16 protein-coding genes are annotated in these 16,893 nt (G+C 40.1%); 10 read left to right on the top strand and 6 right to left on the bottom strand.

Annotated features, from left to right (window positions below):
- The first annotated feature begins 4 nt into the window (after positions 1–4).
- From LV704_RS02110 to LV704_RS02085, 6 genes are all read left to right on the top strand, one after another.
- Positions 5–1,969, top strand: coding sequence for an amylo-alpha-1,6-glucosidase (locus LV704_RS02110; protein ID WP_163423742.1), 1,965 nt, complete (start codon positions 5–7; stop codon positions 1,967–1,969).
- Positions 1,966–2,739, top strand: a complete 774-nt coding sequence (locus LV704_RS02105; protein WP_233782121.1) for a sugar MFS transporter — start codon at positions 1,966–1,968, stop codon at positions 2,737–2,739. The genes LV704_RS02110 and LV704_RS02105 overlap by 4 nt, the downstream gene beginning before the upstream one ends.
- Positions 2,721–3,152 (top strand): MFS transporter, encoded by a 432-nt coding sequence (locus LV704_RS02100; RefSeq protein ID WP_233782120.1) that lies wholly within the window; start codon positions 2,721–2,723, stop codon positions 3,150–3,152. Before LV704_RS02105 ends, LV704_RS02100 begins: the two co-directional genes overlap by 19 nt.
- Positions 3,136–3,882 (top strand): NAD(P)H-hydrate epimerase, encoded by a 747-nt coding sequence (locus tag LV704_RS02095; RefSeq protein ID WP_163423744.1) that lies wholly within the window; start codon positions 3,136–3,138, stop codon positions 3,880–3,882. Before LV704_RS02100 ends, LV704_RS02095 begins: the two co-directional genes overlap by 17 nt.
- 23 nt (positions 3,883–3,905) lie before the next feature.
- Positions 3,906–4,781: a hypothetical protein gene (locus LV704_RS02090; RefSeq protein WP_163423745.1), complete on the top strand. Its 876-nt coding sequence runs from the start codon at positions 3,906–3,908 to the stop codon at positions 4,779–4,781.
- Positions 4,782–5,037: 256 nt separating this feature from the next.
- A complete protein-coding gene (locus tag LV704_RS02085; protein WP_163423746.1) occupies positions 5,038–5,418 on the top strand; it encodes a DUF2721 domain-containing protein in 381 nt (126 codons plus the stop codon).
- A gap of 598 nt (positions 5,419–6,016) precedes the next feature.
- On the opposite strand, the gene LV704_RS02080 is transcribed toward LV704_RS02085, so the two are convergent.
- The 6 genes from LV704_RS02080 to LV704_RS02055 form a co-directional block, all read right to left on the bottom strand.
- On the bottom strand, positions 6,017–6,559 hold the full coding sequence (locus LV704_RS02080) for an RNA polymerase sigma factor (RefSeq protein ID WP_163423747.1): 543 nt from the start codon (positions 6,557–6,559) through the stop codon (positions 6,017–6,019).
- Between the two features lie 944 nt (positions 6,560–7,503).
- Positions 7,504–9,237, bottom strand: a complete 1,734-nt coding sequence (locus LV704_RS02075; protein WP_163423748.1) for an amino acid permease — start codon at positions 9,235–9,237, stop codon at positions 7,504–7,506.
- Between the two features lie 32 nt (positions 9,238–9,269).
- Positions 9,270–9,752 carry a DinB family protein gene (locus tag LV704_RS02070; RefSeq protein ID WP_163423749.1) on the bottom strand — a complete coding sequence of 161 codons (483 nt, stop codon included), beginning with the start codon at positions 9,750–9,752 and terminating at the stop codon, positions 9,270–9,272.
- The gene (locus LV704_RS02065; RefSeq protein WP_163423750.1) at positions 9,752–10,411 is read right to left on the bottom strand and encodes a LysE family transporter; all 660 of its coding nucleotides are present in this window, start codon (positions 10,409–10,411) and stop codon (positions 9,752–9,754) included. Before LV704_RS02065 ends, LV704_RS02070 begins: the two co-directional genes overlap by 1 nt.
- Positions 10,412–10,462: 51 nt before the next feature.
- Positions 10,463–11,023, bottom strand: a complete 561-nt coding sequence (locus LV704_RS02060) for a YceI family protein (protein ID WP_163423751.1) — start codon at positions 11,021–11,023, stop codon at positions 10,463–10,465.
- A gap of 39 nt (positions 11,024–11,062) precedes the next feature.
- Positions 11,063–11,536, bottom strand: coding sequence for a hypothetical protein (locus LV704_RS02055; protein ID WP_163423752.1), 474 nt, complete (start codon positions 11,534–11,536; stop codon positions 11,063–11,065).
- A gap of 403 nt (positions 11,537–11,939) precedes the next feature.
- On the opposite strand from LV704_RS02055, the gene LV704_RS02050 reads away from it, so the two are divergent.
- The 4 genes from LV704_RS02050 (at position 11,940) to glk (ending at position 16,882) form a co-directional block, all read left to right on the top strand.
- Positions 11,940–13,283, top strand: a complete 1,344-nt coding sequence (locus LV704_RS02050) for an NAD(P)/FAD-dependent oxidoreductase (protein WP_163423753.1) — start codon at positions 11,940–11,942, stop codon at positions 13,281–13,283.
- 89 nt (positions 13,284–13,372) lie between these two features.
- Positions 13,373–14,275, top strand: coding sequence for a phosphogluconate dehydrogenase (NAD(+)-dependent, decarboxylating) (gene gnd, locus LV704_RS02045; protein ID WP_163423754.1), 903 nt, complete (start codon positions 13,373–13,375; stop codon positions 14,273–14,275).
- Between the two features lie 2 nt (positions 14,276–14,277).
- Positions 14,278–15,792, top strand: a complete 1,515-nt coding sequence (gene zwf, locus LV704_RS02040; protein ID WP_163423755.1) for a glucose-6-phosphate dehydrogenase — start codon at positions 14,278–14,280, stop codon at positions 15,790–15,792.
- Positions 15,793–15,880: 88 nt separating this feature from the next.
- A complete protein-coding gene (glk, locus tag LV704_RS02035) occupies positions 15,881–16,882 on the top strand; it encodes a glucokinase (RefSeq protein WP_163423756.1) in 1,002 nt (333 codons plus the stop codon).
- The last annotated feature ends 11 nt before the right edge of the window (positions 16,883–16,893 follow it).

Here is a 16,893-nt window from a genome sequence, read left to right as displayed (position 1 = left end):
ATAAATGAATTTAAAGGATAAGAAAATCGATGAGTTGCTTTCAATGGAATGGTTGGAGACCAATGGTCTTGGCAGCTATGCTTCTTCGTCGATCGTGGGTGCCAATACCAGAAAATATCACGGTCTTTTGGTTGCATCCATGAATCCGCCCACAGAACGTACTGTTTTGGTGGCCAAAGTGGAAGAACGCATCTTTAATGGTGATGGGGATACCATTGATGATTTATCAGTGAACCAATACCCGGAAGCCATACACCCTAAAGGGTATGCCCATTTGCAATCTTTCGAAAGAAGACCCATTGCAACTTGGATTTACAAAGGAAAGGGTTGGAAACTAAGCAAAAAAGTGTTCATGGTACCCCATAGCAACACAACAGTGGTCATTTATGAAAACTTGGGAAAAAACGTATTTGATATGGAAGTTCACCCCTTGTTGGAGCATAAAGATTACCATTGGACCATGCACCAAAACAATTTTGACTTTTACTATGAAACGATAAAGGGAGGAATGAAAATTTACCCCTATCCGGACAGTAGCCCCTTTTATATAGGTTGGAGCCGGGGAGATTTTATTGAAGAAAGGGCATGGTACAACAACATCCAACTCTACAAAGAGGCCTATCGTGGTCAAGAATCCACAGAAGATTATTACCGCATAGGTATGGTCAAGGCAAATCTGAAAGCTGGCCAAAAAGTTTCGCTGACCTTTACTACCGAGGAGAATATGGTGGGCAAAAGAACCTCCGACCTGGAAAAAAAAGTGGAGAAATCGCTGGCTTCTTTAAGGATGGGCAGGATCAAAAACGATTTTTACAATGATCTTTTGGTATCGGGCAATCAGTTTGTGGTTAATAGGGCATCCACCAACTCCAAATCGATAATAGCAGGTTACCACTGGTTTACCGATTGGGGGCGTGATACCATGATAGCCATGCGCGGACTTTCCATAGCTATTGGTGACCAAGTGACTTCAAAGTCGATTCTATCCACTTTTTTGAAGTACGTCGATAAAGGGATGTTGCCCAACCGCTTTCCCGATTATGATGGTCAAGAGGTGGAATATAATACCATTGATGCCACCTTGTGGTTGTTTGTTGCGCTCTATGAATATGAACAACGGTTCAATGACACCAAATTCATTCAAGACAACATCAAGATACTGGAAGAAATTCTGCTTTACCATATCAAGGGAACGCTGTACAACATTCATCTTACCGATAAAGGTTTTATCTCTGGTGGTCAGGAAAACTGGCAACTTACGTGGATGGATGCAAAAGTAGGAGATTATGTGGTGACACCGAGAATAGGCTGCCCAGTGGAAATCAATGCACTATGGTACAACGCCATGTGCATATATGAACACTTTTGCTCAGGGTGCGATGTCAAAATCCATAAACAAATCAAAAGCACAAAAGAAACTTTTCTCAAAAATTTCGAAAAATCTTTTATGACCAAGGATGGGTACTTACTTGATGTTGTGAGTGAAAAATCTCGTGATGAATGTTTTCGACCCAATCAAATCTACGCAGTTAGCCTTCCCTTTTCTATTTTAAGCAAAGAAAAAGAAAAGAAGATCGTAAAACTGGTCGAAAAAAAATTGCTGACCCCTTACGGGCTCCGGACTTTGGATACCCAAAACCCTCAATTTATCGGGAATTACAGGGGTGATCAATGGGAAAGGGATACTGCCTATCACCAGGGAACGGTATGGCCATTTCTTTTAATGGAGTATTGGCAAGCTTTTCTTAAGGTAAACAACTTTTCGGCCGCAGCAAAAAGAAAGGTACTGGTTTCTACGATGAGTCTCCAAAGTCACTTTTACCATTCTGATTGTATCCATGGCATCTCCGAAATATTTGATGGGGAAAACCCAGAGACGGGAAGAGGTTGTGTTAATCAGGCATGGTCGGTTGCTGCGATGGTAAAATTATTTGCGGAACATGAACTCTTTAATCTATACAAGGAGTGAAAACAAAAAAAATAATATCGATTTATGTAAGCGGATTCCTTGTGGGGATAGCTCTGGTACTTTTTCCTGCAGCTGGCAATCTCTTTGTTGACCCACAGTATCATGGCTTTAGCAGTGCCCAATACGGTTCCATCTTTATACCCCAAATCGTGTTTGCGATTGTATCTTCGTTAAGCGCGCCCAAGATAGCCCAAAAGAAAGGGATGAAAACCGTTATGCGCTATGGGCAATTTTCCATACTGCTCTCCATGTTACTGCTTATGGCCAGTAATTGGCTTATGGAGGGTAATGTGGACTATTGGGCAATACTTTTTGCCACAGGGTTTTTAGGCATCGGATTTGGTTTTACCATTACGGCACTTAACCCTTTTGCCTACAACCTATTCCCAGGAAAGGAAACTTCGGCCGTCACCGCCATGCATATTATGCTGGGGTTGGGAACGGCCAGTGCGGCATTGTTCCTTAATGCCTTTTTAGAAGCGGGATTCTGGTGGGGGGCACCATTGGTCGTAGCTGCGGTGGTCTTTATCATTTGGATCTTTACCCTGCCACTGACCTTGAGTTTACCCGATGCAGATGACAAACAGGAAAATAAAACTAAAAGAAAGATTCCAGGGCGGATTATCTTATATATTCTTGTGGTGTTCTTGTACGGTACCTGTGAGGCTACCTTCGGTAATTTTGGAGCGGTATTTCTAGAAAAGGAAGGAGGACTCTCTACAGCTAAAGCTGCTCTTGGCCTATCCCTGTTTTGGGGGGCATCACCGTAGGACGTCTTCTTTTTACCTTTATCGCCCTAAGGTTTTCCAGCGAATGGCTCTATGGTATCGCGCCATTTTTGGTTGCTATTGTCTTTTTTTTGTTACCATCGGCGCACAGTGAACCTTTTTTATTGGCCTGTATGGCATTGGGCGGGTTGGGATGTTCAATTCTTTTCCCAAATTCCATCAGTTCGGCAACGGAAGGGTTTCCAAAGTATGCTGCCCTTATTTCAGGTAGTTTGGTGGCTGCCATACAATTGGGTACCGGTTTTAGTTCCAATATCATTGGTATGCTCAACGAAAATTATACGTTGTCCAGCTTGTTCCAATTCTCCACGATTTATGCGTTAGTACTCGGTACACTGATTACCTTTTTAATATTTACAAAAACCAAAAAAGAAGGGCATGGGCAACTATCTTAAACCTATCCATACGGATTATTTGAAAATCGATACTCCGCAGATGATTGAGGTGGATCGATTGATGATGGAAGAATATCACATTGATCTTATCCAAATGATGGAAAATGCCGGACGTTGTTTGGCCATACTGACCAAGGAAAGGTTTTTTAGTGGTGATGTAGAGGGGAAGCGCATCGCTGTGATGGCCGGTACAGGGGGCAATGGAGGAGGAGCTTTGGTAGCGGCAAGAAGATTGCACAATTGGGGGGCTAATGTAAAAGTATTCGTAACAGCAGAAGAGGAAAAGTTTACCCCAATACCCCAACATCAATACAAAATTTTAAAACGAATGGGGATTTCCATTCAATTGGCCGACATGCTGGATGGGCTGGAAAAGGTTGATGCCGTTCTTGATGGAATCATTGGCTATAGCCTCAAAGGAAACCCAAATGGATTTGCTGCAGGAATGATTCTGTGGGCAAATTCCCAACACGCCCCTGTAATCTCTTTGGATACCCCCTCAGGTCTTGACCTGACAAGCGGTATCCTATATGAACCAACAATAAGAGCATCTGCCACACTCACCTTGGCAATGCCCAAAATAGGATTGTTTGCCCACGAAACAAAAAACATGATAGGCGAACTGTACCTGGGTGACATCAGCGTACCCAATGAACTCTACCAAGAAAGAACACTTGGATTAAACCCATCGAACATCTTTAGGTATTCAGATGTGGTAAGATTGTTTTAAACTCACTATGATATGCTTTGATTATGAAAAAGTCTTTAGTAGTACTTGCAACTGAGCAAGATGAAGCTTTTTGCGACAAATACTTTGAGGGCATAGGCCCATCCGGTGAAATGTTACTGGAGTACTCCGTTTATGATGCAATTGAGGCTGGTTTTGACCAAATTGTCTTTATTACAACGAGTGATATCCAAAAAATAATCAAACCGCCTATTAAAAATAGATTTGGAAGATTGATAAACATGCGTTGGCTTGGAACAGAACCCCCCATATTTAATTTGAGGAAGGGCATTCCAAATGAAAAGTTTACAAACAACGCTTATGCACTATGGAAGGCAAAAAAACACCTCAATACCCCTTTCTTGGTCATAAACGCACGCTATTTTTATGGTAAGAGCATTTATAGACAGGCTATAAAACTTTTAAATCAGTACGACAACGATTTTGCCATCTTAAATTTTCCTTTGGGGAAAACGCTTTCGCCCTATGGCTGCGTAGATAGGACCATTTGTATTTTAGAGAAGGGGAGCGATCGGCTAAAAAAAATAGTCAAGTTGGAAAAAATCAGAAAGGTGAACGGGATTATTAACCATGCGGAAATCAAAAATCTAGCTTTGTCAGAGCAAATGTTGGCTACTACGGATATATTCTGCCTTAACCAGCACTTTTTTAAAGCTTATGAAAAGATGGACAATCCCAGATTAGGAGGAGTTAGACCAACGGACAAAAAGATAACGATTCCTTTCATGCTCAACCATTTGGTTGAAAATAATGAGGCAAAGGCAAAAGCATTACATGTAAATTCAAATTGGTTTAGCATCAGGTACAAACCCGAACGTACTTTGGCAAAAGATAAGATCAAAAATTTAATAGCAAAAAATCTTTATTCGACATTGGCTTAGTCCGTTTGATATTTGATCTAGCTTTTTTAAATATATTTCAACCAATTACTAGCATTGCTTTTCTATGCCTTTTTTCAAATAGGCTCTCTTCACAAGAATTATAAGGGCAATATGTAAATAATAAATTGAGGGTAAAGTAAAGGATTGTTGTAGATTTTGTTTGGTTATCACTAATTTTAGGGACAAGGCTTCAATTATCCAATTAATGATGAATAGGCCTTTAGTTGATCGCTATAAACGACATAAACCATAATACATGGAAAATTGGTACTTGCCTATTACATTGCTTCCTGGAATTGCCTTAATGCTCTTGTCAACTTCCAATCTTATGGTGGCGTTGAACAATGAGATCAATGACTATGTGGGGAGTAAACCAATAAATGATAAGATCATAACCAGAAAGTTGGCACAATTGAAACTGTTGAACACTACAATGGTGCTATTTTATGTTTCCATAGCTTTTTTGGTCATTTCGGGATTGCTTGGTGGTATTGGTCTAACGGTCAATCTTAGAGAAAAGATAATGATTTATATAACTATAATTGGTATTGTTGTGTTTTTGCTAGGGATAGTTTGCTTAATCAGTTATTCCTATAGATCTGTGAATATACATCAAGAACAATTCAAAACCGATTAAGAAAGAACAGTTCTGTTAAGAATCCACTAGTAAATGAAAGCTTTGATTGAAGTAGATAAAGCTTTTGCAATTTTATATGTTATTTTGACTGATTATTAAATCATGGTTCACGACAACATAAGGGGATTGTGATTTAGATGATGTATGATGAATTTATATAAATTTTCGTATCTATATAATTATACCTGAACTCGATTTCTTTCGGATGTGGGTAAAAGCTACTTTTGTGCTCTCCCTTGAATCTTGACGACTTGTCTTTACAAATCCCAGAACCCTTCGATTCCATTGATATGAGACTTACCCTTAACGAACTCCTTGTTTCTGTAATCTAATCGTAGCTTCCCTGTTTTTGAGTGAGGTTATAATTCCCCAAATGCTAAACTTTGAATTTCAATTTTCTATGCTCTTATTTTCAACAGATTTGTAGTATCCATCGTGTTAGGGTCTGATAATTAGACCACAAGGAATTATGTTGACGGAAGTAAATATAATTGATTGTACCAACTTGGAAACTGTAAAATTTACTAGAAGAATATCTTGTCTTTGAAATGAAGTAGTATTTAAAGGTTTGTGGAATTAGCTATCTATTTTAGTCTAGCTAATCTAACCAATGTTGGTATAAGAAATTCTTCATTTTTTTTCTCGCTCTAGACATTAGTACCCAGCAGTAGGCCTCCTTGAGGCTCAGTTTTTGGCAAATCTCTGAGGTCTCATAGCCATTATGTCTAAGTTTAAAAACGAGTCTTTCTTTGATTGTCAAAGTAAGAAGTCCTTGACATATAATCGAATTTAACTCTTGTGTCAAATAATTAGACTCAGCAGTGCTATCGTTGAGCCTTTTATTGAACAATTCATTTGCATACTTATTATCATAGTCAGATTGAAGGGTTAAGCGTTCAGAAACCAAACTTTTCTGTGACCCCAACCTCCTGTAATAGTCATATATCTTGTGTCTCAAAATAGCGATCAACCATGTCAACTCTTTTGATTCTGATCTAAAAGTGTCAGAGGATTTCAAGCCTGCATAAAATGTGTCTTGCACCAAATCTTTGACCACTTTGCCAGGAACTCTACTTCTCGCATATTCGGTTAGCGAACTATAGTAGAGTTTTACCCAATTTTCCGGTTGAAGTCGAACCATAAATTAAACCGTTACAGTTGTGAAATTAATTTTTAAAATTTCAAGAAAGTGTCATAAAAACGACATTTAATAAGATTTGATTGAATAATTTCAATTGAGATATATTTTATGTTATATGGAGTTTTTAATTAGACAACATTAATGCTCTCATTTCCAACTTTTTTGAAGTAATTCCAAATAACTACACTGTAATGGACGAAGTTCTCAGGACGTTAGGCCACATTTGCTAGTTCCGGTATAGTATGGTCCAGATCCTACTGGAAATAAATTGACTTATTCCAATTATTTGAAAGAGCACATGGTATCGCCATTAATATTATTATTGATTGCTGCTTATCCATTGTATTGGTCTAGAGATTGCAACTTTCTATGGCATTCAATGCGTCGAAAGAATTCTTGGTCAGTATTGCGTATTGGCAAATCAATTGAAAGCTTAAATGGAAATTGGGAATGCTTCGAATTATATTACTTCAATACAGGTTTTTTGGTAACACCATACTTCACTAATGTTTGAATCGAAATCAGTGACTTAACAAGATAGAAAGAATAGTATTTGATTCTTTTAATTGGCTCGTTGGTTATAGCGAAGACAACACAAAATTCAACAAAAAGTTCTTTCTAGCCCATGTAGGGTTGTATCACTTAAGGAAATCAAAGTGCAAATATAAACATTGAGTTGAATCTCAATTATTTTGGAAAATATGTATTACACTTTATGAATGATATTATCTTGGTTTGTTAATGTGCCAATTGTGAATGACCTTATTTAGAGCAAAGGAAATTTAGCAAAGTAGAAATCAATCAAAAGCGGCTCACTTAAAAAAAGGTAACAATGCTCACTTTGAAACGGCGAAGTACGTAAATCATTAAAAACCGTATGAACTTAATTTTTTTTGGAAAGATTTACTTTTATAGACTATATGTTTATTCCATAAAAAATTGGATTATATGACCAGTCTTACACCACCAAGTTCAGATACTTTATAGGGGAACCTATCATCAGGGGATCCAATGAACATAAAATTGACAGGGATATTCCAATCCGCAGAGAGTTTTTGAACCATTTCTGGTCCAAAAACACCTTTGAGCTTAAGGTATTCTATATCAATCTTGGGGTATTCCCGATCCAGCACCTCAATATCTTTTTCCAGTTGTTCAGAAAGATATACCTCGTCCATATAAGTGGTAACAACTTTAATCTTTTTAGTTGGCTCGTTTTTAGAAATATAGAGCATGACCTTGTTAAGCGTTGCTATGTCATCGCCATGGGTAAAGAACACAAACTCTTGCGAATTTATATCAATTATGGTTTTATATATTTTTTTATTGATTTGGCCAATATACCTATCCAATGGCTTAAAACAATGTTTTGTGATGGTCAGCAGAAAGGTAAGGATAGCGTTTCTATTGAGCATAAAGAACACTATTAGAAATGAGGGTCCCAAATACTCTAAAAACACCTCAAAATAGCTGGGGTTCATTACCATATTACCAACCAATGCCGCTATTACGGCAATCACGGCCAGAAACAACCCCGACCAAGATGATTTTTCTGGTCTGGGCAGTCGTTTACGACGTATTTTCAATAAAAAATTTCCGAATCCGAAAAGTGCCATGACCGATAAAAATGCAATGGTATAGACCCCGGCCAAAGCACTTAGATCTCCCTTGGTGATCAACAATATTGATAAGCACATGAAAAAGAACAAAATGGGGATCCGATAATAACTGCCACGCTTGTTTTTCTTGAGCAGCAATTTGGGCAAAATCCGATCCAGAGTCATTCGCTCCACTAGTCCTTTGACCCCTACAAAAGATGTAAGCACCGCACCGCTCAATACCAGGGCAGCATCAACCGAAATAAGGATGGACAGCCCATTGCCCCCTGAAAGTTCGCCCATATAGGACAACAGTGTTTCCTTGTGTGTTGCAACCTCTGGAATGGGGATGAGGGACAAGGCCAAAAACGCCATCAATGGGTTGAACACGCTTACCACAATCCACATATTGCGCAGCGTTTTTCTAAAGACCCCTTTTTCCTGTTCTTCCACATAATTCGCTGAACTCTCAAAACCGCTTATTCCCAACATGGCTGCGGAAAACCCTAAAAATAAAGCGGTGACCACGCTATCTCCCTGAATCGGCCTATCAAAGTTTGCAGTTATAATCCCCAAACCATTTTCATAAAAATGATATAGGCAAAAAGTAGAGAGGGTTACCAGTGAAAAAATATGGAAAATAAATATGGCACTTGCCACGTTCGCGGACTCCCCTATACCTACAATGGTCAGCACCATAAAAAAGAGCAATAACAGAATGGTCGCCGTGATTACAGGCCAACCGTTCCATAAGCTGTGCACATAGTACATGCCTTCACTTGCAGAGATGACCGCAGTGGCCATATAGGACAAAAGGGTCAGGGTCGCCGCCAATGAGGCGGTTGATTTGCTCGTAGTGTTCAACAACGCATTGTATGCCCCACCATTTAGGGGCAATGCGCCCACGACCTCACCATATATTTTTCTGAACAGAAACAGTACTGCCGCTACTATCAACAGCGATATCCAGGCATATTGACCGGCATAGCCAATGGCCAGTGCGGAAACATACAAACATGACGAGCTTATATCATTGCCACAAATGGCCGTTGCCGGAAACTCACTCAGTTTTTTTGACATTCAGTATTGATCTCTTTTCAATTGTTATGGATTTACACGGCCTGTTCTCTATACTGAATGGTAGAGGGGGCAACACCAAAGGAATCGGGCAGCATAACATGGGTAAGCTGGTTGATACCAACTTTAATCAGTGCCTGATGGTGAATGGTATGTTCCAAGTTATACATGACCTCACGAAAATAGTTGGATTCCATTTCCTCCCTATTCCCGTTCAGCTCATAGACCATGGTGAGTTTTTTATCAGGTTTTTCCAATAGTTGTTGAATCTGGCCCAAATGGTATATGGCAAAATCTACATCGGTCTCAATACGTTTGTCCCTTTTGCGCTTGTCATAGCAAACTTCGTCAAATTCAAAACCGCTGAGCAAACATTGGTACAGCTCAATGATATGCCTTGTATGCTGGCCTATCGTGGCCTGCGATAGTGTCTCACACGGCTTTGAATAGCAATCCTTGGGGAGTTGAAGCAATACTACTTTGAATTCTTCCAAGGTCTGTTGTGATGATTTGAACATTACTTTATAGGTATTGGTTTGAAATGGTTTTTATAAAAAATGAAAAGCATATATAGTGAAAAGCCCAAATACAGACAACCCATTATAAAACTAATGATGTAATTGTACTGTTGAATATTTTTAAATATGAATTGTCCGGTAAGGATAAAAACGAACAGACCTGTTGATGACCCTGTCCCAATTCCAAAAAGGTAAAAGAAGTACATTCCTCGGTTTGTGTTCAACAACTGTTTTGACTTTAGGAAACTGTTCCAACCTAACCAAAATGGAAAGTGCATTGGATTCAATGCGCTCAAGAGCAGACCCAGTAAAAAAAAAGACTTTATCATGGGAATCAGGTGAAGGTCTGCTCCTAACTCCTTTTTCTCTCCGATCAACATAAAACTGGAAATAGACAAATAGAACAAAACCAGTACTGCTACTGGCATAATGTATAAAAAAGCCCTGTTCCTTAAATCAAGGGTATTGCTTGACCAGTTCAATGTGATCCTAACAACCACCAATTCTATAAGTACGACAGCCAGAGCAAACCATATTAGATCATTGACACCTTCAAATACCGCAATATGAAAGGCGGTAACATTTAGGGTGCCTAAGGGCAATGACCCCAAAAAACTGATCAAAAACCCAGTGAATCCTATTCGTATGAGCTTGTTCATACTATCGTGCTATAACAAATCAAATATGAAAAACAATGTTAAAATTTACTATTATTTGGTATAAACCGCTTTAACAGTAACCTCAACCTTTTTGGCGATATTGGTTGAAGGTTTACCCCCAGAAAACGTAATGCCATAATCTCCAAGGACGACATCCATTTTGGAATCCAGGGTAACTTGGCCACCCTTTACGGTGATGGTTGCTATTTCTGTTATGGGTTTTGTCTGCCCTTTGATGTCCAAATCTCCGGACACCTTGGCTTCGTAAGTTCCATCCTTTGAAAAATCGACACTTTCGAGATTGTTTATTTTGCCGATCAACTTTGCTTTTGGAAATTTCTTGGTATTCAAAAAGTTCTTACTGTTGTAATGTTTCTGCATCAATGCCTTTTCAAATTCAAAACCTTGCATGGGCACCGAAAAAACAATGTCACCCGTTGTGGTATCAATCGTACTGACCACTTTGTAATTGTTCGCCGTTATATCCTCAATATCCGTGTGGGAATAAAAACTGATATGGCCATCTTTGCTGATCAACTTATCCGCCGTAGGTTTAAAAGCCGATAGTGTAAATACTACCAAGGTTACTAATACTACTGATAATCTTCTCATTTTAAGTCACTTTTAATTATTACTTTCTATTGTTTGATATTATTCTTTTAGAACATCGCATTTTTCCATGATTACATCTTCATAGAGGTCAAGGTCTTCATCATAACCGGCCCCGGACCGTATAACTCCCTTGATCGTAACCTTATCCCCTATTTGAAGCGCTTCTGCATTGCTGTTGGTTTCGGCCATAAACGTAGAACTCACCCCAGCTTCTTCATCTGCATTTTTAAGCAGCACTACTTTTTGATTGTTCAAGTCAGTATCTATGGAAGCTACCGTTCCCGTTACGGCCAAAATTTTGGAGTCCCCTTCTTCTTGCAGATATTTGTCGTTCGCTGAATCTGCATTGGCCAAATATTCGGCCACAATTTCCTTGGCCGATATTCTGAAATCTATTTTGGAAGCTTGCACGTCACGTTGGGGCATATTGAATAGGTAAAGTACAATTCCCATGGCCACGAAAATTCCGATAAGGACTATTCCTAAAATTCTTTTTTTGGTTTTTTTGTTCATGATATTCTGTTGGTTTTACATGTCAAGAGACGACCATTTGTCAAAACCTGACAACTTAATGTTGAGAAAAAATAAAATCCATGTTTTTTAGACGATGGATATTGACCTAATTAAACAGTAAACATACTCCGCTTTTAAAGCAAAAACTGTCATTTTTACGACACTGATCTTTTTTTCACTTTCCTACATTTGATAGCCCACTGCCGTATCAGCATAGACAAAACCATCGCATATGCAGAAAACAGGTTCTGCCTACATTGATATTTTTAAGCAAAAACCACAAAAACATGTCAGGAAATGTTTGGTACAATGTCCATTGGTATAGCCAATAATTACTTTGAAGAATTCCATGCTTAACGATATATAAACAACCTGGGTATAATCAATAAATACAATTTGCCAGATGACCAATAAAAAAAGTAAAACACACCAAAACCCCGAAAATCAATACAACACCCACTTTTGCTTACCTGAAAACAATCACCCAGTAATAGTAGTTATTGGGGCAGGTTTTGCTGGAATAAATTTTATAAAACAGCTAGATGGCAAACCCGTACAGATCGTACTGATCGATCGTCACAATTTCCATCAATTCCAACCTTTGCTATATCAGGTGGCCATTAGTGGGCTTGAGCCAGATTCTGTTGTGACACCCATACGCAAGCTTTTTAAGACCTGTGGCAACATGATCTACAGAATGGCTACCGTGGAATATGTGGATACGGACCAAAACAAAGTCCAAACAAACATAGGGTACGTGAACTACGATTATTTGGTCATAGCCACTGGAAGCTCCACCAATTTTTATGGGTCAAAAAGTATTGAAAAAAACAGTATTGGACTGAAGAGCATCAACGATGCTATTAATATCAGAAGTTGGATGCTGCAAAACCTTGAAAAAGCGGTTGACGGGTGCAACGTGCAGGAAAAGAGCAGGCTTACCAAATTTGTGATAGTAGGTGGTGGACCCGCTGGGGTAGAAATGGCAGGTGCGCTGGCCGAATTCAAAAAATACCTGCTCCGTAGCGACTATCCAGAAATAGATCCGGACAGTATGCAGATATGTCTGGTGCAATCCGGTGATCAGATATTGCCCATGATGTCCAAAAAAGCATCGGACCATGCTTTAAAAACATTGCAAAAATTAGATGTGGACATCATACTTAACGGTCTGGTCAAAGACTATGATGGTGAAAAGGTCACGGTAAAGATGAAAGTGGATGACGAAGAAAAAATAATAAAGACAAATACCTTGATCTGGACGGCCGGGGTAAAAGGAAACCTAATACAGGGAATCAATGAAAAAGCCGTAGTCGGTGGAAGGTTCAAAGTGAATACCTACGGACAGGTCGATGGTCTTGAAAACGTGTTTGCCATTGGAGACATTGCAGCGATGATCACCGACGAAAACCCAAGGGGACATCCTATGGTAGCCCAAGTAGCCATTCAACAAGGAAAAACCTTGGCCAAAAACCTCCTTTCAAAGACAAAAAAGGGAAGTTTTTCTTCACACTTTCATTATGTGGATAAGGGATCCATGGCCACAATCGGTAAAAAAGATGCGGTAGCCGATTTAAAGGTCACTTTTTTACAAGGAAAGTTAGGTTGGCTCCTTTGGTCATTTATCCATTTGATTTCCATTACTGGGTTTAAAAACAGATTTCGGGTTGGAATAAGTTGGATGATGAAGTATTTCAGCTATGAAAAGGCGAATCAATTGATCATTAGGAAATACAGTAGAAAATAACGAGATAAGATACAATCGGTCATACGATGCTTTTGGGCATTCAAGGCCAATCACATTAAACGAAATAAAAACAACTAAAAATATAATAGATGAAAATAGGATTTGTAGGATTAGGCAAAATGGGGTTCAATATGGTACACCGCCTATTGATTAACGATCATGAAGTAGTGGTATGGGACCGGTCGGCGGAGACCATAAAGGAAATTGAAAAATTGGGTGCCGTCGGAGCCAGTTCATTGGAAGATCTAGTTGAAAAACTACCCTCAAGAAAAGTGGTATGGTTGATGGTGCCTGCAGGAAAACCCGTAGATCAAAACCTTGATGAGCTACTGGAAATGCTCAATAAAAACGATATCGTTATCGATGGTGGCAATTCGTACTGGAAAGACACACAAGCACGTGGTGAAAAAGCTGCAAAAGAAGGAGTCCATTTTTTGGATTGTGGCACAAGCGGAGGCGTTTGGGGGCTTCAAAACGGCTATTGCCTTATGTACGGTGGTGAAAAAGAAGCCGCTGAATATGCAGAGCCTATCTTCAAAACATTGGCTCCTGAAGATGGTTATGTGTACTGCGGAGCCCCTGGTACCGGACACTTGGTAAAAATGGTGCACAACGGCATTGAATATGGTATGATGCAATCGTATGCCGAAGGCTTTGAAATTCTAGAGAAAACCCCTTATGACCTCGATTTGGCAAAAATCGCCGATGCCTGGCAATATGGTAGTGTGGTCCGTTCTTGGTTATTGGAACTGGCTGTATTGGCACTGAACGAAGATCCCAAGCTGGACAAACTGAAGGACTTTGTATCCGATAGCGGTGAGGGACGATGGACCATACAGACTGCTATTGATTTTGACGTGCCCGCCCATGTAATCACGGCATCCTTGTTTACCCGTTTCCAATCACGACAAGAAGAATCATTTGCCATGAAGATGCTCGCTGCGCTTCGAAACCAATTTGGGGGGCATGCCGTTAAATCAAAAAATAATTAAGGATGACGGATAACCACATATATGTCATTTTTGGTGCTTCGGGCGATCTCACTAAACGTAAATTGGTGCCTGCGCTGTACGCCTTGTTCGTAGAAGGCTTGCTCCCCGAAAAATTTGCCTTGCTCGGGGCTTCACGTTCTTCAATTTCTGACGAAGATTTTAGGGATAGAATGAAAACCGCGATCTCTGAATTCAAGGAAATTGACGATTCGAGCAAGATCGGTGAATTCGTTCATAAACTCCATTATACATCGGTAGATTTTAAAGACGAGGCCGCCTTTGCCAACTTCAAGCAAAAGTTAGGGGCTTTGAGGGAGGAAAAGGAAATCGGCGGGAACACCGTTTTTTATCTATCCACTCCGCCTAGTTTATACGGCGTGATTCCCACCCACCTTGCTTCTGTTGGATTGAACAATGAGGAAGACGGTTGGAAACGGATGATCATTGAAAAACCTTTTGGCTATGATCTGGATTCGGCCTTGGCCTTGAAAGACAAATTGTTAAAAAGCTGGAATGAGGAACAACTCTATAGAATTGACCATTATTTAGGGAAGGAAACGGTACAGAACCTTCTCGTCACCAGATTCTCGAACGGGACTTTTGAACCGTTATGGAACCGCAACTACATCCACCATGTGGAGATTACGGCCGCAGAAAGTATTGGCATTGAAAAACGCGGAGGGTATTACGATAAATCCGGAGCCTTGCGCGATATGGTGCAGAACCATTTATTGCAGGTTGCGGGCATTACCGCTATGGAGCCCCCATCATCTTTAGAACCATCGGCCATACGGAACGAAATTTTAAAGGTGTTCCAATCCATACGCCCAATGAAAAAAGAAGATGTAAAGACCCATGTGATCAGGGGGCAATACACAACGGCAAGTGCCAACGGTGAAAAATTACAGGGGTATAGAAACGAAGAAGGTGTAGGGCCAAATTCGATCACAGAGACTTATGTGGCCCTAAAATTCCACATAGATAACTTTAGATGGGGCGGGGTTCCCTTTTACATCAGAACCGGAAAAAGGTTGCCGACACGGGTCACCGAAGTGGTCATACATTTTAAACGCACACCACATTTTCTGTTTTCCCAAGGATCCATGGGCAATACCTGCAACCAATTGGTCATTCGCATACAGCCAGATGAAGGTGTTATGATGAAATTTGGTATGAAAGCGCCAGGTTCAGGTTTTGAAGTTGAAAACGTAAATATGGATTTCCACTATTCCGAACTTATCGATAAGCGCATTCCATCGGCCTACGAACGGCTCATTCATGATTCCATGAAAGGGGACACCACCTTGTTTGCCAGAACGGAAGAAGTACTTGAGGCATGGAAATTCCTGTCCCCTGTAATCGAAAGTTGGAAAAATGATGAGGACATTCCCGTTTATGGATATCCCGCGGGTTCGTGGGGGCCTTTAGCCGCAGACGAGCTGATAGAGGATAAGGCAATGACATGGCGCTATCCTTGTAAAAACCTTTCCAATGATGGAACCCATTGTGAATTGTAATTTATAGAAACGACCAAGATGGATTTGCAGAGTAAGGAGAACCCACATGTTTTGGTAGGACATGATGGTGTAAACGTTCAAAGTGACTATGAAAGCTAAAGATTTAATATTGGCGGCAGATGTGGGTGGCACAAAAACACTCATGTGCCTATTCAACATGATTGATGGCAATCCCCATACAATCAAGACCAACAGATATGTAAGTTGCGATTTTGATAGTCTCGAAACAATCGTGAAAGATTTTCTTGGGGATTTTGAAAGTGTCCCAAAAGCGGCGGCATTTGGTATTCCGGGACCTGTGGAGGACGGTATGGTGAAATCCACAAATCTCCCCTGGGTCATACAAAAGAAAAACCTAAGTGTCAAAACAGGAATTGAGCACATACGTTTGGCCAACGATTTGGCGGCAACGGCCTATTCGATACCAAACCTGAATCCTGATGAAATCATCAATATCAAAGAGGGTAAGCTCGTGAACAGTCCCGAAAGGTATGTGGTCTTGGCACCAGGTACCGGACTGGGGCAATCTTTTTTAGTCTGTAGTGAAGGTAGAAAAACGGTCATCCCGTCAGAAGGGGGACATGCCGATTTTGCGCCCACTTCCAAAATGGAATCCGAGCTTTTCGGCTTTCTATTACAGAAATTCGGACATGTAAGCTACGAGCGTGTCATCTCCGGTATTGGCCTTCCCAATATTTTTGATTTTCTGGTCTCCATAAAAAAAGAAACACCTGAAAAGATGACTCTGGAAAGGATGAAAAACGAAAAAAGAGCTGTGGTCATTACTAAAATGGCCCTTGAAAAGAAGGACATGGTATGTGAGAAAGCGTTGGATATTTTTGTTTCCATTCTTGGAACACATGCCGGAAACCTGGCACTCGCTTTTCTGCCCGATGGCGGCATATACCTTGCAGGGGGAATCCCCTTTAAAATCCTATCTAAAATACAAGGAAAGGGCTTTATGGATAGCTTTTTACGAAAAGGAAGAATGAGGGAGGTTGTGGAGCATACTCCCATAAATTTAGTCACTAACAATCAAGCGGCTATGAAAGGTGCTGCTTTAATGGCCTATGAACTTAGTCAACAATAAAACCGATCAAT

Origin of the sequence: Flagellimonas sp. CMM7 (genome assembly GCF_021390195.1) — a bacterium.
Taxonomy (GTDB): Bacteria; Bacteroidota; Bacteroidia; order Flavobacteriales; family Flavobacteriaceae; genus Flagellimonas.
The sequence above is the reverse complement of the archived record's forward strand: the minus strand, read 5'-3'. Positions and strand labels throughout refer to the sequence as shown.